Source organism: Christiangramia aestuarii, assembly GCF_009735585.1.
Classification (GTDB): domain Bacteria; phylum Bacteroidota; class Bacteroidia; order Flavobacteriales; family Flavobacteriaceae; genus Christiangramia; species Christiangramia aestuarii.
On the sequence record NZ_VJVW01000002.1, the window covers coordinates 805714 to 826290 of the forward strand.

Annotated in this window: 24 protein-coding genes; 16 read left to right on the plus strand and 8 right to left on the minus strand. The window is 42.9% G+C overall.

The window, feature by feature from the left end:
* Positions 1 to 7: 7 nt before the first annotated feature.
* From FLP08_RS07665 to FLP08_RS07690, 6 genes are all read right to left on the minus strand, one after another.
* Positions 8 to 1792: a tetratricopeptide repeat protein gene (locus FLP08_RS07665; protein WP_156275584.1), complete on the minus strand. Its 1785-nt coding sequence runs from the start codon at positions 1790 to 1792 to the stop codon at positions 8 to 10.
* Positions 1793 to 1837: 45 nt separating this feature from the next.
* The gene (gene serS, locus FLP08_RS07670; RefSeq protein ID WP_156275586.1) at positions 1838 to 3109 is read right to left on the minus strand and encodes a serine--tRNA ligase; all 1272 of its coding nucleotides are present in this window, start codon (positions 3107 to 3109) and stop codon (positions 1838 to 1840) included.
* 71 nt (positions 3110 to 3180) lie between these two features.
* Positions 3181 to 4500: an HTTM domain-containing protein gene (locus tag FLP08_RS07675; protein WP_156275588.1), complete on the minus strand. Its 1320-nt coding sequence runs from the start codon at positions 4498 to 4500 to the stop codon at positions 3181 to 3183.
* Positions 4493 to 5428, minus strand: coding sequence for a bifunctional riboflavin kinase/FAD synthetase (locus FLP08_RS07680; protein ID WP_156275589.1), 936 nt, complete (start codon positions 5426 to 5428; stop codon positions 4493 to 4495). Before FLP08_RS07680 ends, FLP08_RS07675 begins: the two co-directional genes overlap by 8 nt.
* A 6-nt stretch (positions 5429 to 5434) precedes the next feature.
* A complete protein-coding gene (gene pth / locus FLP08_RS07685; RefSeq protein WP_156275590.1) occupies positions 5435 to 6061 on the minus strand; it encodes an aminoacyl-tRNA hydrolase in 627 nt (208 codons plus the stop codon).
* Between the two features lie 136 nt (positions 6062 to 6197).
* Positions 6198 to 6854, minus strand: coding sequence for a 50S ribosomal protein L25/general stress protein Ctc (locus FLP08_RS07690; RefSeq protein ID WP_156275592.1), 657 nt, complete (start codon positions 6852 to 6854; stop codon positions 6198 to 6200).
* Positions 6855 to 7193: 339 nt separating this feature from the next.
* Between FLP08_RS07690 and FLP08_RS07695 the strand changes: the two genes are divergently transcribed.
* Positions 7194 to 8816, plus strand: a complete 1623-nt coding sequence (locus FLP08_RS07695; protein ID WP_156275594.1) for a Ppx/GppA phosphatase family protein — start codon at positions 7194 to 7196, stop codon at positions 8814 to 8816.
* Between the two features lie 22 nt (positions 8817 to 8838).
* On the opposite strand, the gene FLP08_RS07700 is transcribed toward FLP08_RS07695, so the two are convergent.
* Positions 8839 to 9774, minus strand: coding sequence for a ribose-phosphate pyrophosphokinase (locus FLP08_RS07700; protein WP_156275596.1), 936 nt, complete (start codon positions 9772 to 9774; stop codon positions 8839 to 8841).
* A gap of 236 nt (positions 9775 to 10010) precedes the next feature.
* Between FLP08_RS07700 and FLP08_RS07705 the strand changes: the two genes are divergently transcribed.
* From FLP08_RS07705 to FLP08_RS07720, 4 genes are all read left to right on the plus strand, one after another.
* Positions 10011 to 10394 carry a hypothetical protein gene (locus tag FLP08_RS07705; protein ID WP_156275598.1) on the plus strand — a complete coding sequence of 128 codons (384 nt, stop codon included), beginning with the start codon at positions 10011 to 10013 and terminating at the stop codon, positions 10392 to 10394.
* Positions 10395 to 10527: 133 nt separating this feature from the next.
* Positions 10528 to 11022 carry a hypothetical protein gene (locus FLP08_RS07710; RefSeq protein ID WP_156275600.1) on the plus strand — a complete coding sequence of 165 codons (495 nt, stop codon included), beginning with the start codon at positions 10528 to 10530 and terminating at the stop codon, positions 11020 to 11022.
* Positions 11023 to 11025: 3 nt separating this feature from the next.
* A complete protein-coding gene (locus FLP08_RS07715; protein ID WP_156275602.1) occupies positions 11026 to 11826 on the plus strand; it encodes a tetratricopeptide repeat protein in 801 nt (266 codons plus the stop codon).
* A gap of 46 nt (positions 11827 to 11872) precedes the next feature.
* Positions 11873 to 12292: a hypothetical protein gene (locus FLP08_RS07720; protein ID WP_156275604.1), complete on the plus strand. Its 420-nt coding sequence runs from the start codon at positions 11873 to 11875 to the stop codon at positions 12290 to 12292.
* Positions 12293 to 12772: 480 nt separating this feature from the next.
* Here the strand turns inward: FLP08_RS07720 and FLP08_RS07725 are convergent, their stop codons facing one another.
* Positions 12773 to 14578, minus strand: a complete 1806-nt coding sequence (locus FLP08_RS07725) for a family 43 glycosylhydrolase (RefSeq protein WP_156275606.1) — start codon at positions 14576 to 14578, stop codon at positions 12773 to 12775.
* 309 nt (positions 14579 to 14887) lie between these two features.
* Here FLP08_RS07725 and FLP08_RS07730 point away from each other — a divergent pair, with 309 nt between their 5' ends.
* The 11 genes from FLP08_RS07730 (at position 14888) to FLP08_RS07780 (ending at position 20549) form a co-directional block, all read left to right on the plus strand.
* Entirely contained in the window at positions 14888 to 15571 is a 684-nt protein-coding gene (locus tag FLP08_RS07730; RefSeq protein ID WP_156275608.1) for a class I SAM-dependent methyltransferase, read from the plus strand.
* Positions 15572 to 15694: 123 nt separating this feature from the next.
* A complete protein-coding gene (locus FLP08_RS07735) occupies positions 15695 to 16261 on the plus strand; it encodes a porin family protein (protein ID WP_156275610.1) in 567 nt (188 codons plus the stop codon).
* Positions 16262 to 16277: 16 nt separating this feature from the next.
* A complete protein-coding gene (locus tag FLP08_RS07740; RefSeq protein WP_156275612.1) occupies positions 16278 to 16421 on the plus strand; it encodes a hypothetical protein in 144 nt (47 codons plus the stop codon).
* 9 nt (positions 16422 to 16430) lie between these two features.
* Entirely contained in the window at positions 16431 to 17030 is a 600-nt protein-coding gene (locus tag FLP08_RS07745; RefSeq protein WP_156275614.1) for a hypothetical protein, read from the plus strand.
* 84 nt (positions 17031 to 17114) lie between these two features.
* Complete coding sequence (locus FLP08_RS07750; protein WP_156275616.1) at positions 17115 to 17441, plus strand: DMT family transporter; 327 nt, start codon at positions 17115 to 17117, stop codon at positions 17439 to 17441.
* 150 nt (positions 17442 to 17591) lie between these two features.
* Complete coding sequence (locus FLP08_RS07755) at positions 17592 to 17756, plus strand: hypothetical protein (protein WP_156275618.1); 165 nt, start codon at positions 17592 to 17594, stop codon at positions 17754 to 17756.
* A 20-nt stretch (positions 17757 to 17776) separates the two neighbouring features.
* Positions 17777 to 17929 (plus strand): hypothetical protein, encoded by a 153-nt coding sequence (locus tag FLP08_RS07760; RefSeq protein ID WP_156275620.1) that lies wholly within the window; start codon positions 17777 to 17779, stop codon positions 17927 to 17929.
* A gap of 193 nt (positions 17930 to 18122) precedes the next feature.
* Positions 18123 to 18641, plus strand: a complete 519-nt coding sequence (locus FLP08_RS07765) for a hypothetical protein (protein WP_156275621.1) — start codon at positions 18123 to 18125, stop codon at positions 18639 to 18641.
* 17 nt (positions 18642 to 18658) lie between these two features.
* Entirely contained in the window at positions 18659 to 19063 is a 405-nt protein-coding gene (locus tag FLP08_RS07770; RefSeq protein WP_156275623.1) for a hypothetical protein, read from the plus strand.
* 42 nt (positions 19064 to 19105) lie between these two features.
* Positions 19106 to 20083 (plus strand): DUF6624 domain-containing protein, encoded by a 978-nt coding sequence (locus FLP08_RS07775; protein ID WP_202912754.1) that lies wholly within the window; start codon positions 19106 to 19108, stop codon positions 20081 to 20083.
* Positions 20084 to 20138: 55 nt separating this feature from the next.
* Complete coding sequence (locus FLP08_RS07780) at positions 20139 to 20549, plus strand: ExbD/TolR family protein (protein ID WP_156275625.1); 411 nt, start codon at positions 20139 to 20141, stop codon at positions 20547 to 20549.
* Positions 20550 to 20577 lie beyond the last annotated feature (28 nt).

The window sequence follows — 20577 nt, forward strand, 5'->3', positions numbered from 1 at the left end:
TTTTGGGTTATTCTATAGTATCCCCGCGAAGCATCCGGTATTTCTTCCTGGCTTCCACAAAGTAGATACTGTCTGCAAAGTTAAAGATAATTTGCTCGTAAAAGCCCTTTGCCTTCTCCAGATCGTGCAGCTCGTTCGCATAGAGCTCTGCCAGGAAATAATGGGCGTTATCGGCAAGAATATCTTTCCCGAAAGAGTTGATGATGGCCAGGTAGTTATGTTCAGCCTTCTCGTAATTCTTTTCCTGCTCGAACAGTTTCGCCTGGCTCAATAAGGCTTCATCCTCTATCTTTTCGCCTTTATGGTTTACCAGGATCGAATCCAGAGCCTGTATGGCCTCGGGATTTTTTTTCTGAAAAGATAGAAGGTCGGCACGGGCATATTTCTTCAAGGCCGTCTGGGTAGAATCTTCCTGTGTATTATCGCTAATGAGCAGGCTCAGTTCCATGGCATCATTGGCGATGAGCTGAGAAGTTGAAGATTTCAGAATATCGAGCTGGGTCTTGGCCCATTCAAAATCTCCTTTATAATAGCTGGTCTTGGCCACCTTGAAACGGGCATTCTGGGCCATTTCATCATTTTTTACCAGGTTCTGTACCTGGGAATAATAAATAAGGGCCTCATTGAACTTTTCCTCGACCACGAGAATATCGGCCAGAGCCATTTTTATACGTGCTGTCTGGAAATCTGAATTACCCACCCCCATGGCCTCTTTTAGAAGGGCTATGGCATCCTGTTTTTTATCCAGCTGAAAGGCAAGGAAATTGGCGTAATCTATCTTCAGGTCAAGGGTGCCTTCATTCAGGGGATACTCCTGTATGAGCTGGCGGAAGGAATTTTCAATTTCCGGATAATCTTCCGGATTTGCGGTTTCCAGCTGAAGCTTCACCAGGAAATGCCTTGCCTGAAGGTTGAAAATTGGCGAGGGTGATTCTTCCACGGCATAGTTCACAATCTCCTTGGCCGCGGCATAATCTTCAGCCTCACGCGCGATAAAGGCTAGGTTCAGAATGCCCTGAAGATTGTTCTCTCCCCTTTTATAGATGGCGCGTTCCTGGGCAAATGCCTTGTCGAATTCCTTCTGCTGGATAAACAGCCAGCTGAGCATTTCGTTATATAATAGCTGCGGATCTTCCTGAAGTTTCTTCAGCAATAATTTCCGGAGAATGATATTGGGTTCTGCCGAAGCATCTTCGGTGATATAACGGTTGAACTCCCTATTGGCCAGCCCGTAGAATTTCATGTCGTTTTCGATGAGGTCGAGGTAATTGCTGAACATCTCTTCAATTTTACCCTGTTCCCCATAGATACGGGCCAGCTGCAAGTTAAAATTGCGATCGGTATTCATTTCCATGGCCCTTTCATAGGCCTTAGCGGCATATTCCAGAAGATTATACTGTTCAAAGCTTCGCGCAATGGAATAGGCATAGTTGGGCCTGCCTTCTATGGACTGCAGGGCTTCTTCGTAGAACTGCTCTGCCCGGGCCTCCTGTTCCTGTAATTCGAAATTATGACCCAACTCGATCAAAATAGCCGGGTTGTTCGCAGACCTGTTAAGACGCTCCATCAAGAGGCTTTCAGCAATATCGAATTGTTCCAGTTGCTGGTGTGAGGCTACAAGACCGTTAAAAAAAAGAGGATTGGAAGGGTTTTCCTGGTAAAGTCTCTCATAGATCTTCAGGGCCTTTTCATATTCGCCCTGGTCAAAGAAATTACGGGCCAGTTGTTCACTTTGAGCAAAAGCTCCGCAACCGGCTAGAAACCATAAAGCTATAAACAAAAAACAGCGCATATGTAAATATAAACATTTGCGCTGTTTTTAAATATGTTAGAGAGATTAATCTATCTTATCGAATCCGCAGTAAGGCACAAGCACCTCTGGCACTTTGATGCCATTCTCGGTCTGGTAATTCTCGAGTATTCCCGCAAGTACTCTTGGCAGGGCCAGGGCACTACCATTAAGGGTATGCACCAACTCCTTATTATTTTCTTTATCCCTGTATCTCAGTTTTAACCTGTTGGCCTGGAAGGTCTCGAAATTGGAAACCGAACTAATCTCCAGCCATCTATCCTGAGCCGTTGAAAAGACCTCAAAATCGAAGGTTAGCGCAGAAGTGAATCCAAGGTCACCACCGCAAAGCCTTAAGATACGGTAAGGCAGTTTTAATTCTTTCAGCAGGCCTTTAATGTGGTCTACCATGGTATCCAGGGCAGCATATGAATTTTCAGGGGTTTCCAGCCTTACGATCTCCACTTTATCGAACTGGTGCAAACGGTTTAGTCCGCGAACATGTGCGCCATAAGAACCGGCTTCCCTTCTAAAACAGGGGGTATAACCAGTACAAAGAACTGGAAAGTCCTTTTCGGTCATCAAATTGTCACGGAACATATTGGTCATAGGCACCTCGGCAGTTGGGATCAGGTAAAGATCATCTTCGGTCACGTGGTACATCTGGCCTTCCTTGTCTGGCAGCTGCCCGGTTCCGAAACCTGAAGCTTCGTTTACCATCAGTGGCAACTGGAATTCGGTATAACCAGCTTCGGTTGCCTTATCCAGGAACCAGGTGATAAGGGCACGCTGAAGCCTTGCTCCTTTTCCTTTATAAACCGGGAATCCGGCACCGGTGATCTTGTTTCCAAGTTCAAAATCTATAATGTCGTATTTCTTGGCGAGTTCCCAGTGTGGTAAAGAACCTTCGGCAAGTACCGGGATATCCCCTTCCTTATACACCTCTTCATTATCATCTTCGCTCATCCCTGCAGGAACAGACTCGTGCGGGATATTTGGAATGGTATATAGCAAATTCTGAAGATCTGCCACGGTCGCGTTCAGCTTTTCTGAAAGTTCCTTGGATTCCTCCTTTAAACGGCTGGTCTTTTCCTTGAGCATATTGGCCTTCTGATGCTCTCCGTTCTTAAACAACAGCCCGATCTCCTTGGACATCTTGTTAGAACTCGCCAGGGTGTCGTCCAGTTTTGCCTGGGTAGACCTCCTGGTCTCGTCCAGGGTTAAAACCTGTTCGAAAATATCTGAAGCATCAAAATTCCTTTTTTTAAGGGCTTTGATGTATTCCTCTTTATGCTCTGCAATCTTTGAAACCTGTAACATAAGGCCGTTTTATTTAATTTGCCGTTCTACTTTTTTCTAAGCAGCAAATGTAACAAAAGCAGGGAAGAAAATTAGTCTGAATCTGAGGGTAAAATCCAGTCATGATGTTTAAAATGCTGCCATTTTTCTGCGGCCAGGTCTACTCTGGGGTCGATAAGCGGTTTATAAGGACCACCGTTTACACTTACCTTTCCTTCCACATAAACCTCGACCTGTTTACCCTTTTCAGCATATTCCTCTTCCAGGCGCTGGGCGAACTGCCAGATTAGGTCTGGCTTGGAAGTAATGGCCCGAAGTTGTTTCCTGGACAGGTATTCTTTCTTATCCACGAAAATAGTATCAGTAGTTCCTTTTTCCACCACCTTAAAGTTTATACGACCACTCTTCCCGCGCAACATCATTCGCCAACTAAGGCGGTGCCCTTCTTCGGTCCACAATACGTCATCCTGAAAGAACCAGTGTCTTAAGGGCAGACAAACCTGGACAATGAACCAAACCAACATGGCTGCGATAAGCACATTCCGGTAAGACGGCACAATGATCTCCCCTTTATCATAATGCTGTTTTTTATTCCGAAGAAAAAATTTGTTGACCTTTTCCGTTGGAAAAAAGAAGATACAGAAGGCCAAGGACATATAGGGGAAAATACCGATATGGAAGATAAAGCTGTTGAAAAGGTGAAAGAATATCGCAGCAAGAAATATCGGAACCCGAGTCCTTTTCCAGAGCAACAGCGGAATGATCAACAGGTCGAAAATGAGCCCGAAATAGGCAATAGCGTAGCGAATCCAGCCTTGCTGAAGAAAGTCGCCCACCAGCCAGTAATGCTGTTTAGACTTCATTAATAGTGCCGGGAAACTGCCGTCCAGCCAGTCGGGGTAAAGCTTGGCCACAGAGGCATAGGTGTAGACGATCCAGAGTTGCAGCACGATGACCACCCATACCCAGCGTGGCATGGATATCTTACTTATCGACGGCTTGAGCTTAGCATCAAGAGAAAACCAGCGATGTGCCGGCAGAAAACTCATGATGAAACACAGCAACATCAACAGGTAATAATGATTGTTATAGGAAGATTTCTGCATCAGGTACACTCCAGACCACATAATGGTGTACATGATGATAGACAGCCGGTATTTAAAGCCCAGCATCACGAAGACCCCGAAAATTCCCATCACGGCGTAATACCAAAGCATGCCATCCCCGGGCAGGGGTTGCAGGAATTCAAAACCTATAAAATTAAAGGTAAAATTCGGCTCGATCAAGGTTCGTCTGATCCAGCCGGTGAAGATGGCTCCAAAGGCTTCCACGGCTATTAAAAATCCGAATAGCGCACGAAAGACCACAAGTGCAGAATTATCCACTTGCTTGAAAAGCCACCTGTTAAGCATAGTTATCTTTTATATATTGCTGGGAAAATGCGCGGTCCTGCTTCATGGCGATCTTAAGATCATCCACCGAATCGAATTTCTTTTCATCCCTGATCCTTACCAGCATCTGGATTTCCAGTTTTTTGCCATAAAGGTCCTTATCTATTTCAAAGAAATTGGCTTCTATGGTCTTTTCCTTTCCACCTACGGTGGGATTGGTCCCTATGTTCATCATGCCATACACCTTTTCCCCGTCGATCGAGGTGGAGACCACGTAAACTCCGTTCTTGGGAATCAGCTTGTAATCCTCTTCGATCTCCAGGTTGGCAGTGGGGAAACCAAGGTCTTTGCCTATTCCGCGGCCTTTAACAATGGTTCCGTTCAACATAAAAGGTTTTTCCAGGTAGATGTTCGCACGTTCCACCCTACCCTCTAAAAGGGCATTCCTGATCTTGGTAGAACTCACCGCGACCTGTTCCACATCCTGCTGGCTGATCTCCTCCACATCAAAACCGAATTCCTTACCGAATTGTTTAAGATCGTTGATATCGGCGGTACGGTTACGCCCAAACCTGTGGTCATAACCTATGATGATCTTTTTGGCTCTCAGCTTGTTTACCAGGATATCGCGCACGAATTCCAGCGCGGTAAGACGTGAGAACTGGTGGGTAAAAGGATGCACTACCAGGTGATCTATCCCGGTCTCTTCCAGAAGTTTCTTTCTTTCCTCTATGGTATTGATTAGCTGTATGCCGCTCTCTTTCTGTAACACCATCCTGGGATGCGGAAAAAAGGTAAGTACCACCGAATCCAGGTTGTTCGCATTTGCCGAATTTACAAGGCGTTCTATGATCTTCCTGTGTCCCGCATGAACCCCGTCAAAAGTACCAATGGTGACTACCGTTTGTCTTTCACTTATGAATGAGTTTGCTCCTTTATGCTCTTTCAAATCCTGCTATTTGCCGTTAAATGTATTCATAGTATTGGAAACTCCCGCCGTTCCAAAGGACAGGATAAGTTCTGCGGAGGTCTTTAATCGTTCCGGCAGCTTGCTTTCTTCATTTTCGTCCCATTCGCCCAGTACATAGTTCACTTGGTTTCCCTTGCTGAACTCATCACTTATCCCGAACCTGAAACGGTTATATTTGGTGGTATTAAGCTGTGCCTGGATATCCTTAAGCCCGTTATGCCCGCCATCACTGCCTTTGGTCTTAAGCCGGAGGGTTCCGAAAGGCAGGTTAAGATCATCGGTCACCACGAGAAGGTTCTCGAGATTGATCTTTTCCTTCTGCATCCAGTAATTCACCGCTTTTCCGCTAAGGTTCATGTAAGTGCTGGGTTTCAACAAAATAAAGGTCCTGCCTTTAAATTTAAAAGAAGCTATATCTCCCAGCTTCTGGGTCTCAAAGCTCACTTCTTTTTCACGGGCAAGTTCATCAAGGATCTTGAATCCTATATTATGCCTGGTATTTTCATATTTAGGGCCAATGTTCCCCAGGCCGACGATCAAAAATTTCTTCATGGGATCTGTTTTCTCCCCGGTCTTTTTCTTTCCTAAAATCCTTCCGAAGAATGAAAGCATCCAATTAGTTTTGGTAAAGATAAAATTAATCAGATACTTTTAAATCAGAAAAAACAAAACCGAAGTTTTAAATTTTATTCAAATAAAAAAGCATTCCCAAATGAGAATGCTTTTCTAATATTATAAAAGACGGATACTAGTTATCTTCTCCTTCTTTAACTGCTGCTACGTCGTCAGTTTCAGTAGATGGTACTTCATCTGCTGCTACTTCATCTTCGTCCTCATCGTCCTCAAGGGCTACGATGTTACGAGAAGTTCTAACCTGACAGATCACGGTGTTATCTGGATGCTGGATCTTGTAATCGTCGCTTGCTACGGCAGTTACATATAGCTTCTGACCAATCTTAAGCTTGGTTACGTTAGCTACAATGTAATCTGGAAGATCTCCAGGTAAACCTCTTACTTTAAGACGACGAAGGTTGTAACGAAGTACACCACCATTCTTAACCCCTCTTGCAACACCTTCAGTGTGGATCGGGATTTCCATAGTAATTGGCTTATCATCAAAGATCTGGTAGAAGTCGATGTGCAGGATGGCATCAGTTACCGGGTGGAACTGGATATCCTGAAGGATCGCGTCGTAAGACTCTCCACTTTCTAATTTGATTTTTACAGTGTGTACATCGGCAGTGTACACTAGATTCTGGAATGCAATTTCCTCTGCTGCAAAGTGTAGTGGATCACCTTCTACCCCGTACAATACGCAAGGAATCTGTCCAGCATTACGTAGAGCTTTCGTTGCCTTCTTGCCTACGCTTTCTCTTTTAGATCCGTTGATCGTAATTGATTTCATTTGTATGTTTAATTTAATTGAACAAATGTTGTCAAGTCCTTCGTGGACCGCCTTCATTTGCTTAAAAATTTGGCTGCAAAAGTAAGCCTTTTTCTGAATCTATAAAACCCTGTTGCTGAAAAAGTTCCAATAGATATTAGATTTTAGAGGTTAGACGTTAGATCTGAGACTGTAACTGTAGTTATTTGTTTATAAGACTCTTACAAAACACCAAAAGATTTCTAACATCTCATATCTAAGGTCTCGATACTTTATTTTTCACAAAGCCTTATAATTCATTGCCGTTTAATTTCAGTAAATTGAAAGGTTAATCGCAAAAATGAACCTGAAGCTTTAAAAATGGAACCAGCAATAGATAATTCTTCTCCCACCAAACGTATCGCCGCCATAGACCTCGGGACCAATTCCTTTCATGCCGTGCTGGTAGACATCTACCCCGATGGTAGTTACAGGACCATTGATAAGCTCAAGGAAATGGTAATCCTGGCAGAAAAAGGAATGGACAACCAGCTTAGTGAAGAGGCCATGCAGCGAGGCCTGGAAGCCTTGAAAAGAATAAAATTCCTTTGCGATTCACAGGAGGTCGAGGAGATTCTGGCCTTTGCCACCTCAGCCATAAGGGAAGCCAGGAACGGGGGAGAATTCACCCAGCGGATGATAGATGAAGTTGGAATAAAAGCCCGGGCCATCCCCGGAAAGATGGAGGCAGAACTCATTGGCCTGGCCATAAGACACAGTATAGCCCTGGACAAGGAAAATGTTCTGATGGTCGACATAGGTGGAGGTAGCGTAGAATTCATCGTGGGAAATAATGAAGAATTCTTCTACCATAACAGCCTGAAACTTGGGGTCGCCCGGATGTCTGCACAATTCGTCAAAAATGATCCTATCACCAAGGAAGAGATCAAAAACCTTCGAAAACATTACGAGAAAACCCTGGAAGAGATAAGCCAGGTCATCGAGGAACACGAAGTGAAAACCATGATAGCCTCTTCGGGGACCATGGAGAATATCGGAGCCATGGTGGCTAAAAGAAAATCTCTTACTGCAGATATGACCCTGAACGAACTGGTCTTTGAAGCTTCAGATTTCAAGGAACTTTATAAGGATTTCATCAAACTGGACAGAGACGAACGCAAAAAGATCAGCGAGCTGGATGAAAAAAGGATAGATATCATCAACCCGGGGATGGTTCTGGTGAAATTTCTTCTGAAAAAATTCAGTATCGAAGAGATCAAGATCTCTGAGGCCGCCTTGAGAGACGGGATGATCCTGAATTTCATCCGACAGGAAAAACCAAAACTGAAGCTGGTAGCGAATTATCCAGATCCGCGTAAGCGAAGCATCTATGAACTCCTTAGAAAATGCAACTGGCTGGAAACCCATTCTACCCACGTGGCCGGCATGGCGCTGCTGCTTTTTGATGAATTTCAGCAAGAGCTCAAATTAGAGGATACAGACAGGGAACTACTGGAATATGCCACGCTCATGCATGATATTGGCTATTATATTTCCTACCGTAAACATCACAAACATGCCCTGTACCTCATCAGGCATTCAGATCTGCGAGGTTTTAATGAAGATGAGATCAATATCATGGGAAACGTGGCCAGGTACCACCGAAGATCCACACCCAAAAAAAGGCATGTTTTCTACAAGAAGCTGGAAAAACCCCTGCGCAAGAAAGTGAAAAAACTTTCAGCAATCTTAAGGGTGGCCGACGGTTTGGACAGAAGCCACTATCAGAATGTTGAAAAACTGGAGATAGATAACCGCGAAGACAAGGTGCTTCTTTATTTAACTACTATGGGAGATCCCGAACTAGAGATCTGGGGAGCCGAGAGAAAGTCCAGGCTCTTTAAAAAAGTGACCGGTAAAAAACTGGAAATTTACGCTGTGGACAAAAATGATCCTGAACGTAACCAGTCCCTTACCGGTAAAAAAAGTACAGTGAACAATTGACAAATATCAATTGGTTCAGAAATTACATGATAAACTTAGAGCTGATAGACTTATTGTCCTGAACGCTCTTCATAACGTCTGCGAAAAGCTCGGCACAGCTAACAACTTTAATCTTCTTGCTTTCTTTTCTAAGAGGAATGGAATCTGTAACGATCAATTCCTGAAGTTTAGATTTCTCGATGCGCTCGTATGCTTCACCTGAAAGCACAGGGTGTGTACAGATAGCACGAACGCTAACCGCGCCGCGTTCCATCATAACATCGGCAGCCTTGGTAAGGGTCCCGGCGGTATCTACCATATCATCTACCAGTACCACGTTCTTCCCGGTCACATCTCCAATAAGCTCCATATGCGAGATCACATTCGCCTTGGCGCGTTGCTTGTAACAGATAACCACATCACTTTCCAAAGCTTTAGAATATGCATAGGCTCTTTTAGAACCACCCATATCTGGAGAGGCGATAGTAAGATTATCCAGGCCAAGTTTCTTAAGATATGGCAGGAAAACAGTGCTGGCATAAAGGTGGTCTACCGGCTTTTCAAAGAATCCCTGGATCTGGTCTGCGTGCAGGTCCATGGTTATGATCCTGGTGGCACCGGCGGTTTCCAGAATGCTGGCGATCATTTTTGCAGCGATAGGCACACGAGGTTTGTCTTTTCGGTCCTGACGGGCCCAGCCAAAATAAGGCATCACCGCGGTGATATGTCTTGCAGAAGCTCTTTTAGCTGCATCCAGCATTAAAAGCATTTCCATTAAATGGTCGCTTCCGGGATGGGTAGAGCCGATGATAAAAACCCTGGATCCGCGAACAGATTCTTCGAAAGAAGGCTGGAATTCACCATCGCTATAGGTAGAGGTGATCACATTCCCCAGCTTGGTGCCATAGTTCATGGCGATCTTTTCGGCTAGTTCACGGCTTTGGGTACAGTTAAAGATCTTTGCTTCTGTGGTAGGCATGTTGTGTGTTGTTTGTGTTGTGTCTAAAAATTAGTTGCATGCAAATTTAAAAATTTATCCTTGCGATAATAGAATAAAACCCACTCACTACTAAGAAAGATGAGTTAATTACAGGAAAGCCCCTATGAATTGTTTTTTTACACAGAAAACAGTTAGTTATAAATGAAAATGCTAGTTTTGGCTGAAAGCAGGCTTTTCCTGAATGCTTTTGAAATTTTAGAAATAAATCGAACTTATTGAAAACCTTTACAACTTTCTTCCTGTTCTCCATTCTCATTTTCAGCGGAGCAAATGCCCAGGAAAAAGAATACCTGATCACAAAAAACAATGATACCGTATACGGAAAGATCATTAGGAGCCCTAAACTTCTTGATCCCACAAAGATCAGGCTTAAAATAGAAGACGAGAACGGTGATAAGGAAATAATAGATCCCGCCAGCGTGAAACAGGTTAGGTCTTTTCGGGGAGTTTACGGAGATTGTATCATTAAACCGGTGTATGGTCAGTGGTTCGCAAAAAGGATCATTAAAGGGAAGATCGAGGTTTACGAGATGCTGGATGAAGTCATATTTTATACCTCTAAAAATGGTTCAGAGCTGGAGTTCAAAGATTTTGGCTGATTCAATTCCAGAAAAAATGCCCACGCTGAAATTCGACCCTTGATTACCGACAACCCCGTAATATTGAAAGAGTTTGACAGCCTCTCGGGGAGCCAGAAGAATATTTTATACATCATTCAAAAATACAATCAGCTTGAAAAGTAGAACGAACCTGTTCCTATTAATTAGCTTCCTTCTGGCAGCTTCGCTCACGGCATGGTTCTATTACCAGAAAGGCCATAATGTGGGCGATTTAACGGCAGATCCAGAAATTGATGGGGAGTTTCAGGTTTGCGATGAAGATAAGATCCCCAATTATTACGCAATAGGCACACACTACCAGGGAGGAAAAAAGGCCATAAAGGCTGAAATTCTTAATGACCTGGAAAACCTGGAATTTCAAGAACAGGGAAATATCAGCCTTCGTTTTATTGTGAACTGCCATGGAGAAACCGGAAGATTCCGCAGTAAATCCACAGATCTCGAGATGAAAAAAATACCGGTAGACGAAGCTCGGCTTGATAAGATCAAAAATAGGGTGCGGCAATTAAATAAATGGAACCCGGCAAAGAACGATCACGCAACCTACGACAGCTATTACGTTCTCAATTTCAAGCTGAGGGACGGGAGAATTGTAGATATATTTTAAATTATGAAGAAAGTATTTAAGATCCTGAAATTTTCCCTCGCGATACTTTTAAGCCTTTATTCATTGCTAATCGTTTATTCCCTGTTCTTCTATTCTTCCGCAGAAAGATTTGATATTGCCGCGCATATGCAGGGTGGATACCTTTCCCAGAGCATGTTCGAGATCCTGAAGTTCCAGGAACCTGAAAATGATGAGATATATTTTGAGCAGTCGGTTCCCTTTAATAAAAGGGGCGATCACGCCACAGGCTTCGCAATACTGAACAAAGCCGTAGAATTAAACCCAAAAGTACATCTTGGTTACAGGGGCTATATACAGCTTAGATTCCTTAGAAATTACCGGGCCGCGTTGGAGGATTTCAACAGGCTGGATTCGCTAACACCACAGATCGTGGATACGCCCTGGGGAGAGGACATCGACTTTTTAAGAGGTGAAGCATATTTCGGGTTAAAAGAATACGAGAAAGCACGGATGCATTTTTTGAATAGCATTTCAAACCAGGGCGAGGAATGGGTAGACATACAGGCTTTTGTGTACGCAGGGTTGTGCGAAGAACGATTGGGAAATATGGATCAGGCTAAAGAACATTTCCAACAGGCCATCCATCAATCCAAATACACAGTGGAAGCCCATTTAGGCCTGGCCAGAATATATTTGAAGCAGGAGCTTTTTGAGGAAGCAAACTCCCATTTAGAGCAAGCTGAAAAATACATGGTATATAAGCGTGATGACCCATATAATGAATACCTGAATGAAGTTTACCTTGAAGATATCGAAGAATTGAAGGATTCACTGGCGCAATAATTTCCTATCAAAAACTATTTCATTTTATCCGGTATATTAGACCAACATGCAAGAGATAATTGTCAAGCGATCAAAGGAAGATTTTAATAAAAATCATGCCTACAAGATCTTCATAGACCGCCAAGAGATCACCAGGTTAATGAGCGGAGAAGAAAAACTGATCAGATTACATGAAAATGCTCAATTCGTTGAAGCGAGAATGGCATCTGGCCGCAGTAATAGAATTGCCGTTGAAAATATAGGCCTGGGGCAGAGAATTATGATCTCAGGAAATCGCTGGCGGAGTAAATACCTGAAATATGCGGGTATTTTAATTCCATTGATTTCCCTAAGTTTTATCCTGAATCACAAAATGGAAGCGTTAAAGATCATTGGAGGTCTCGTCTTTATCACTTATATCCTGCTCATTATTTACTTACTCGCATTCCAAAGAAGTAAATGGCTGGTTCTAAAACTGGAAGATTGAATCAAAATATTATATTTATCAGATAAAATAAAAACATGCTGGCAGGCTTGAGATTCTATTCAGATCTAATCATATCACTTTTCCTGGGGTTATTCACCGCGGTAATTCTCCTTATACTTCCAAATTCCTTAAAGTTGGGTCCAGCACTGATCCCGATTGCGCTCTTAATCACTTCCCTTATCTTTTATTACCTCAGAACCAGATTTGGCCTGATGACAAGTCTGCTTCAATGTTTGGTAAACAGCCTGGTCAGCTATGGTTTCGCCCTGCTCATAAAACTTTGCCTGAAAATTTATGATGCAGGAACTATGGAATATCTGCTGGCAGGAATAATCATCTTTGCATTTTTCTCCATCAATAAACAAGTATTAGACCTTCTTTGCAGCAGGTTTTTCAAGTTAAATAATCTACAACCCCGGTTGAAAATGTGGTAAACCCTGAAGCTGAAAGTATTTTCAGTAAATAATTGTGAGTCTAAGCTTACCTTACCCTGATCGCCTGGGTCTTTTCTGATATCCCGTTTTCATTAAAAGCTTCTATGCTAAAATAGTACTCCTGGTCCCGGTTCAGGTTTCGCATAAAATGCTCGTTCACATCATAAAGCAACCAGGACTGGTAAAGTTTGTCTGGAGCAATACCCCAGCGGATATTGTAGCCCTGCGCACCTTTTACCGGCTGCCATGACAGGCTCACATCCCTACTGTCTTCTTGCCTTTTCACCTCGAAACCTTTTACCTTAGCAGGCTTTTTTCCAAAACCCTTACCAAAGACCCTGATCTCAGACATGGCCAGGTTGTTACCGGGAACCTCGATGTTATTATAACGAACATATTTGGCCTTTACAGGCTGGTTCAAAACAAGGTATGCATTAGGAGTGTCTTCATAACTATTGCTGCGGTCTACCACCGTATTCCAGTTCTTTCCATCTTCTGAAACTTCAATGGTGAATCTATGCCTCAGGCCTTCGGTCCTCGTATAGATACCGGTCTCATGGTCATGATAATTAAGCTGTAAAGCATACACCTTCCCGGGGTTCAACATTTCGATCTCTACCCACTGCTGGTCGTTATTCGCTTCAGCAACCCAGAAGGATTTAGGGCTTTCATCGGTAAGAACTTCAGAAAGTATTTCCCCTTCCTTTGTAGTTTTCTCAGGCATCTGGGTCACTTCATAATCATCATCTGTACTGGTACTTTTCACGATCTGCATTTCTGAAGACGAAACCTTTACTTTGCCCTTATAAGAAAGCAGCATCCAGCCGTTATGCTGCCCGGCCTTGGTTGGATGGCTCGGCGCATAAAGCGGGTAGTCCCCATAACTGGTATTGGTATACATTAGCCCGTCCTCATCAAAATAGGTTGGAAACATCCCCAGACGGCGCTCCCAGTGTGAGTTGGAAGCAAGGGCCATAGTCGCAAAATGCCAGTATTGCCCATTGGTTTGCTTTACCGTAATACCATGACCCGCACCATTGGTAAATCCTCCGGGCTTGAAGCTCATTGGGTTATTCGGCATATAAGTGAATGGCCCCAGGGGAGAATCAGATACATAAGCCCCGTCACCATAAACGTTGAACTGGGTGCCAGGCGCGGCATATTGCAGATAATATTTCCCATCATGCTTGGTCATGGAAGCACCTTCCATATAGCCCTCCTTCAAAGTAGGATGAAAATTATTTTCACCAAAGCGCTCCCAGCCATGCTCCTCCTCTACCAGGTTTATCAGGTCCTTTTTCACCCCTGTTTCCAGCATACGGTCGTCTTTATCCAGCATTTTCACACGAATGGGATGAACATTGGAAGAACCCCAGTATAGGTAGGTCTTGCCGTCATCATCAATAAATAATTCTGAATCCTGGATATTGTTGCTAATGGAGGCCACGGGTTTCCAGTCCCCCTTTTTTGGATCGTCGGTATAAAGAATGCTGCCGTAACCCGCAGGGTCTCCCGCAAAGTAGACCAGCGAATCCTTATAATTAAAGGCTGTTGGCGCATTGCTGCCTTCAAAGAACCATTTTTCAGGTTTGATGAATTCCCAGTTTACCAGGTCCTTGGAATGCCAGTAACCAAAAGAACGGGTCACGAACATGAAATACTCACCACGAAATTCGATCACCGCGGGATCGGCCCCGGAGCGATAGGAAATATTCCTGGCAGAATTGTAAACCATATAGGTATAGTCTATATCCAACGGGTTTATGTAGGTTTCAGGGATCACTTCCTGTGCACGGGTAATCGTACTAATTAATAAAAAGGCAAGGCATAATCTTAAAACTGTGGCTTTCATAAAGTATTTGTGTAGGGATATTTTCAAAGGCTAAATTAATCGGCCATAAAATTAATTAAATGTTCCAGCCCTGCAGGAGGATTTGGGTATTTTCCTGAATATTTTTCCGGGTCGGGGCTTACGTTTAAGGGTATCTGTTAATAGGGAAATTTCCGAAAAGTTTACACTTAGTCTCACTTTTTAAAGGTCTCAAAGCATCCTGCAAACAAGACAAAATCCTGAAGCCACCTATAAAATCTAAAATAAGGATATTATAAACTGAATTTCAATAGTTTAATTATCTTAACTTTAGGTTTTTAGAATTGAAGAATGAGACATGGCACCGACATAGGTTTGGAATTCAACGAGTTCTCGAAGAACTATACCAGCGATATGCAGCGCTGTGTACCTCATTATATGGATCTTTTAGAAAGCTTCGTAAAGTTCCTGCCTAGAGATTTCAGCCCGGAAACCGTACTGGACCTGGGTTGCGGGAATGGCAATACCACCGCCAGGCTGCTATCAAGATTTCCAGAAGCCAGCTATACCCTGGTCGATGCATCTGCTGAAATGATCTCCCTTTGCCGGAAACAGTTCAGCGATTTCAGGATGTCCTATGAGAACACCTATTTCCAGGATTTCGATTTTAAAAAGTCAGCATACGATCTCGTGGTGGCGGGTTTCAGCCTGCATCATTGCGATGATAAAGAAAAGAGATCTATCTTCAGCAAGATACATATGTCCTTAAAAAAGGGCGGACTATTTCTCTATAGCGACCTCATGATTAGCAAGAACAGCCCGGAACATCCAAAACTACTGGAAGAATGGGGTGGCTTCGTAAATTCAAATTTCCCGGACGGGGAGAAATGGGAGTGGGTCATGGAGCATTACGAGCAATTCGATAAACCTTCAGACCTTAAAGAACAACTAGACTGGTTAAAATTAGCCGGATTCACTGAGGTCGACATCCCCTATCGCGATGGCCACTGGGTATTCCTTCGGGCAAGGAAATAGTCGCTGATTTAATTATTCAAGAAAGCAGCGAATTTATTTCTGTATTTTATATTCAACCGTTATATTCGGGGCAGAATTAAAATTCCGGGTATTAAACTCTGAATTAGCCCTCTAAACCATTAAATGAAGTTTTCAGACTTTTTCCTTGGCCTCCTACTTTTTCTCGTATGCCTGAGTTTTCAGACAGCCCGGTCTCAAAGCGATATTGGCTTCAAAGCCGGGGTAACGGCTTATGGTTTCCATAAGCAAAAGAGCGTAAGAACAGATGAGATTGGCTTTAGTGCCGGAATAACCTACCAAAAAGAAATTACCCGCAATCTCAATTTTCGACCCGAACTGCTTTTCACCAAAAAAGGAGGCTGGGTAATAATAGATTTTGGCACCGGTATTAAAGAAGACCTTTATTATGTGGATCTCCCAATTTTACTCTCCTGGGAGTTCATGAACAATTTCAGTCTCCAGGCAGGTCCACAGCTGGGATTGCTTGTTGCTGAAAAGTCAGCAGATAAAGAACTTCCCAAGCTTGGTGCAAATATCTTTAACATGGATGCCTCAGGCGGATTTTTATGGGAGATTTCCAGGAAGATAAACCTTGGCGCCAGGTACAGCTATGGCCTCACCAAAATATTTGAAAATTACGAATATCGAAACTCGGTGATAGCCCTCTCTATAGGCTATAACCTCTATTAATCTAAAACACTCAAGCATGAAAAAATTTTGCTGGATAGGTCTTGTAATAAGTATGGTCGCTTCTTTTTTTTCCTGTGAACCGGAACCCTGCACCAAAACTATCGACACCTACAATGGTCCCATGACCGTAGAATTCGATTGCAATCCAAACAGCTTTTAAATTACGCTCATGAAAACATATATATTTTGCCTGGCATTTTTAATTACAAGCGTCATGCTTGGCCAGAAGCGTCCAGACCTATACACCTATCAGAATATAGACATCGAACTGAAGAACGGCGGTTCTCTTAAAGGGGTCGGGAAGATCAACCTGATAGGGGAACTTATTTATCGCCCCGAGGAAGATGCCGAAAAGCGAAAAGTAGAGCGTGAGGAGGTAAAAACATTCGAAATTAGCAATGACAGCAGCAGCCGTAGTTTTGAGTACAAGCATATACAAGGACCAAATTTTATTGGGGAACCACTGGTATTGTTGGAAAAATTAGAGGCGGGTAAAATTGAACTGTTCCGGAAAGAAATGACTCAGCAGGTATCCATGGGCCCGGGAATGGGTTCTATGCCTAGAACCGTGATCGTTTATTACCTCTCAAAGCCAGGTGAAAATACCGCGGAACACATAAAATCTAATACCTATTCCCGCAAATTCAGAAAGAATGCGACCGGACGGTTCCCAAATTGTCCTGAACTGGTAAATAAGATCAAAAACAAAGCTTTCGATAGGTATTCCATCAGGGAGATCGTGAAATTTTACAATACGAATTGCCCATAGAAAGCACAGGCAAGGATATCCAGGATTCAAAATTTATTTCGTAATTGCCTGCTTTATGGTTTAAATAAAGTAAACAATTAATAGATGAACTGGATTTTACTGATCATTGCCGGCCTTTTTGAAGTTGCTTTCGCCGCCTGCCTGGCCAAGACCAAAGAGACCACTGGTATGGAAACTACCTACTGGTTCCTGGGATTCCTGGTTTGCCTGGGCGTAAGTATGAGCTTGCTGGTTAAAGCAACCCAAACTCTACCCATAGGTACAGCCTATGCGGTTTGGACGGGAATAGGAGCGGTAGGAACAGTGCTGGTAGGAGTATTAATTTTTAAAGAACCGGCCACTTTCTGGAGATTATTTTTTCTAACAAGCCTTATCGCCTCCATCATCGGGCTGAAATTTGTTTCAAATTAGCACTTCAGGTAAGAGATTAAAACGAACTTATTTTTTCAACAGGTACGATCCTGGAAAGATTCAGGAAAACTCGATTAGAAGTATTGATAATCCAGACCGTTAAACAGCAAATTTAGAATCCATTATTTTAAAAATTTAAAAACTTCAATTATGAAAATCAAAATTAAAAGCAGAGATGTAAAGTTCTTTTTTCTGGGGATCATTGCGGCCCTTGTATTCAGCTTCGTTTACGACTGGGAAGATAATCTAGCCTCGCTAAAAAGAGGTTATGAAGACGGGCAAAAGGCCTATGATATTTCCAGGGAACAAAAATAGCAGCTCAAAAATAAAGTAAGATGAAAAAGGAATTAAAGGTACTGGAGTTCAGCAAAAAGAGAGAACTGCTGGAATATGTGAATTCAAGAGAAAACATCATTGAAATCATTTCTATTTCTACCTGCCAGGTAGCCACCTCCTACAGTCATTTTCTCTGGTATTATGAAGACTGAAAATGATCTGTCCGGGCATTAAACCCCGGTTTTTTGGCAGAGACAAACGTTAAATTTCTGCAGATTCCTGATTTTCATGGATTCCTGAAAGAATTTAATTAACTTGCTGCCCATTAGGTCCAGCACGAAAGCCGAATCCCTACCTTTTAATTGTGTCAACCGGGACCGCTAGTATTCGACATAATTTAACCAAATGAAAAAGATTGAGTTAACATTAGGGACCCTGGCGGCAATCGCCATCCTTTACAAACTACTCCTGGGGAACGAACTAAATACTATTTTGCTGATTTCCATGGCCGGTTTAAGCCTTTTCTACACTTATTTCAGCTTTATTTATTTTAATGGTATTTCCCTGAAAAGGATCTTCAAAAAAGATGAATATCGAAGGATTTCCACATCCAAAATGCTGGGAAGCATCGCCCTAGGCATCGGGCTGGGAATTACGATCTTAGGAGTTCTATGGTCTTTGATGTCATGGCCATTCAATTCCTATTATTCGCTGGGCATACCCCTGCTAATTTTCATCGGTTTTTTCGCCTTTATTAAATTCTCTGCGACCCGGGCCGAAGCTTATATCAAAATGCTGAAAAGGATCATCGTGGTTGGCATCATTGGTTCTGCCTTCTGGCTGAATCCTAACCAGGCCTTTACCAAGTATGAAGAGGTAAAAGCAGTGAGAGAAGAGCCGCCGCAGGAAATCGAAAATTCTTAAAAAAAATCAACTTCCGGATGAAAGAAAATTTATTGCCTTATCAGTATAAGAACATTGGCCTCGCCTTAGGTATTTTAGGCGTGCTGGCCTATATAGGACTGGAGGTTTACCTGGAAAACCAGCCCCTGAAACTTTTAGATCCGTTAGTAGCAAAATGGATCATCAAGGATATATTTTTAATTGGCCTCTGTCTTATCGCCTTTGCTAATGAAAAGGAAGAAACGAACCAGATCAGTTTACTAAGGGCAGAGTATTTTAAAAAAGCCTTTATTTTCGGAGTTAGTATATTTATCCTGGGAACTATCTCTGAAATGATCTTTAGCAAAGGTAATTTTGATTTGAAGACAGCCTACGAGATCCTGGTTATGGTGTTATTATTCTATCTGGTAACCTACAATTTCAGGAAAAACGATAAAATATAATTTCACTTTTCAGAATTCATTACCAAACCTAAATCAATCCGAATGAAAAAACTCATACTTTCCGCATTCATCCTTTTTCTGAATGTCCATTTTTCCCTGGGACAGAATTCAAAGGAGTATCACAGCCTAATCGGTGAGGCCTGGGAACTTTATCAATCCCAGGATTACGAAGAGTCTGCCGAAACTTATATGGAAGCCTTTTCAGAAACAGATTCAAAAGCAAGAACTACCGACAGGTATAATGCGGCCTGCTCCTGGGCCCTGGCTGGCAATGTGGATAATTCTTTTGTTCAGTTATTCAAGGTTGCCGAAGAAGGGAATTACACAAACCTGGAACATATTAGCACAGATCCCGACCTGGATATCCTACATTCAGATAAGCGCTGGAGCAATATTCTTGAAATCGTAAAGGACAATAAAGAGAAAGCTGAAGCCAACTTCAACAAGCCTCTGGTTGCTGAACTGGAAGCAATTTATGAGTCAGACCAGGCGCCGCGCAGAAAATATTCCGAAGTCTTAAAAGAGCATGGACAGGATTCAGAAGAAATGATCGCTTTGATCCAGAAACTTCAGAAGACCGATTCTATTAACCTCATCAAGGTGAGGAAGATCATCGATGAGCACGGCTGGTTGGGCCCGGATATTATTGGAAAAAAAGGAAATGCCACCCTTTTCCTGGTGATACAGCATGCCGATCTTGAAATTCAGCAACAATATCTTCCTTTAATGCGGGAAGCGGTTGAAAAAGGAGATGCACGCGCCAGCAGCCTCGCCTTACTGGAGGATCGCATCGCTCTTAGGCAGGGTAAAAGACAGATCTACGGCAGCCAGGTAGCCCGGGACCAGGAAACCGGGGAATATTATGTTTCTCCATTAAAGGATCCGGAAAATGTGAATAAAAGACGTGCCGAAGTTGGGCTGCCTCCCATAGAAGATTATGTTTCCCGGTGGGGAATAGAATGGGATGCTGAAGAATATAAGGCAGAACTGCCCGAGCTGGAAGCAAGAATAAATAAATAAATAATGGCCAACTTTCCCTGCTGGTTTCGCCGGCAGGGATTTTTATTTCCTATAAATGCTGAAGAAAATTTTCCTTCTGGCACTGCTGATCTCTACATATTTCAGCGTGTCGGGCCAGACCTCAACAAATTCCGACGATTTCTATGTAAACCTGTTAATTAGTGCAGACAAGAATATTTATGTAGAGACCGAAAAGACCGATTTTTCAGGGATCAGCGATAAGGTTTCAGAAATACTAAGAAACAGGCCTTTTCGGCTGGACCAGGAAAGTGTTTTCAGGATCTTTGCCGATGAGAACCTTCCCCTGGGCTATATCATGGATGTGAACAGGGAAATGCTGGCGGCCAGTAAAGATAAAGTGAAGACTGAGCGATATTTACTCAATACCATAGAACTGAATATCGATGGGCAGGACTGGTTCCAGGAGATAGATCTCAAAGATTTGAAACCCGCCGAAAGACCCTGAATTAACATTCAAAAATTCATTTAAAAAG

What these genes read in the sequence shown, in the direction of transcription:
- FLP08_RS07665 (WP_156275584.1), bottom strand. Translation starts at nt 1,792, where the DNA reads ATGCGCTGTTTTTTGTTTATAGCTTTATGGTTTCTAGCCGGTTGCGGA.
- serS (WP_156275586.1), bottom strand. Translation starts at nt 3,109, where the DNA reads ATGTTACAGGTTTCAAAGATTGCAGAGCATAAAGAGGAATACATCAAA.
- FLP08_RS07675 (WP_156275588.1), bottom strand. Translation starts at nt 4,500, where the DNA reads ATGCTTAACAGGTGGCTTTTCAAGCAAGTGGATAATTCTGCACTTGTG.
- pth (WP_156275590.1), bottom strand. Translation starts at nt 6,061, where the DNA reads ATGCTTTCATTCTTCGGAAGGATTTTAGGAAAGAAAAAGACCGGGGAG.
- FLP08_RS07690 (WP_156275592.1), bottom strand. Translation starts at nt 6,854, where the DNA reads ATGAAATCAATTACGATCAACGGATCTAAAAGAGAAAGCGTAGGCAAG.
- FLP08_RS07695 (WP_156275594.1), top strand. Translation starts at nt 7,194, where the DNA reads ATGGAACCAGCAATAGATAATTCTTCTCCCACCAAACGTATCGCCGCC.
- FLP08_RS07700 (WP_156275596.1), bottom strand. Translation starts at nt 9,774, where the DNA reads ATGCCTACCACAGAAGCAAAGATCTTTAACTGTACCCAAAGCCGTGAA.
- FLP08_RS07715 (WP_156275602.1), top strand. Translation starts at nt 11,026, where the DNA reads ATGAAGAAAGTATTTAAGATCCTGAAATTTTCCCTCGCGATACTTTTA.
- FLP08_RS07720 (WP_156275604.1), top strand. Translation starts at nt 11,873, where the DNA reads ATGCAAGAGATAATTGTCAAGCGATCAAAGGAAGATTTTAATAAAAAT.
- FLP08_RS07725 (WP_156275606.1), bottom strand. Translation starts at nt 14,578, where the DNA reads ATGAAAGCCACAGTTTTAAGATTATGCCTTGCCTTTTTATTAATTAGT.
- FLP08_RS07730 (WP_156275608.1), top strand. Translation starts at nt 14,888, where the DNA reads ATGAGACATGGCACCGACATAGGTTTGGAATTCAACGAGTTCTCGAAG.
- FLP08_RS07735 (WP_156275610.1), top strand. Translation starts at nt 15,695, where the DNA reads ATGAAGTTTTCAGACTTTTTCCTTGGCCTCCTACTTTTTCTCGTATGC.
- FLP08_RS07740 (WP_156275612.1), top strand. Translation starts at nt 16,278, where the DNA reads ATGAAAAAATTTTGCTGGATAGGTCTTGTAATAAGTATGGTCGCTTCT.
- FLP08_RS07745 (WP_156275614.1), top strand. Translation starts at nt 16,431, where the DNA reads ATGAAAACATATATATTTTGCCTGGCATTTTTAATTACAAGCGTCATG.
- FLP08_RS07750 (WP_156275616.1), top strand. Translation starts at nt 17,115, where the DNA reads ATGAACTGGATTTTACTGATCATTGCCGGCCTTTTTGAAGTTGCTTTC.
- FLP08_RS07755 (WP_156275618.1), top strand. Translation starts at nt 17,592, where the DNA reads ATGAAAATCAAAATTAAAAGCAGAGATGTAAAGTTCTTTTTTCTGGGG.
- FLP08_RS07760 (WP_156275620.1), top strand. Translation starts at nt 17,777, where the DNA reads ATGAAAAAGGAATTAAAGGTACTGGAGTTCAGCAAAAAGAGAGAACTG.
- FLP08_RS07765 (WP_156275621.1), top strand. Translation starts at nt 18,123, where the DNA reads ATGAAAAAGATTGAGTTAACATTAGGGACCCTGGCGGCAATCGCCATC.
- FLP08_RS07770 (WP_156275623.1), top strand. Translation starts at nt 18,659, where the DNA reads ATGAAAGAAAATTTATTGCCTTATCAGTATAAGAACATTGGCCTCGCC.
- FLP08_RS07775 (WP_202912754.1), top strand. Translation starts at nt 19,106, where the DNA reads ATGAAAAAACTCATACTTTCCGCATTCATCCTTTTTCTGAATGTCCAT.
- FLP08_RS07780 (WP_156275625.1), top strand. Translation starts at nt 20,139, where the DNA reads ATGCTGAAGAAAATTTTCCTTCTGGCACTGCTGATCTCTACATATTTC.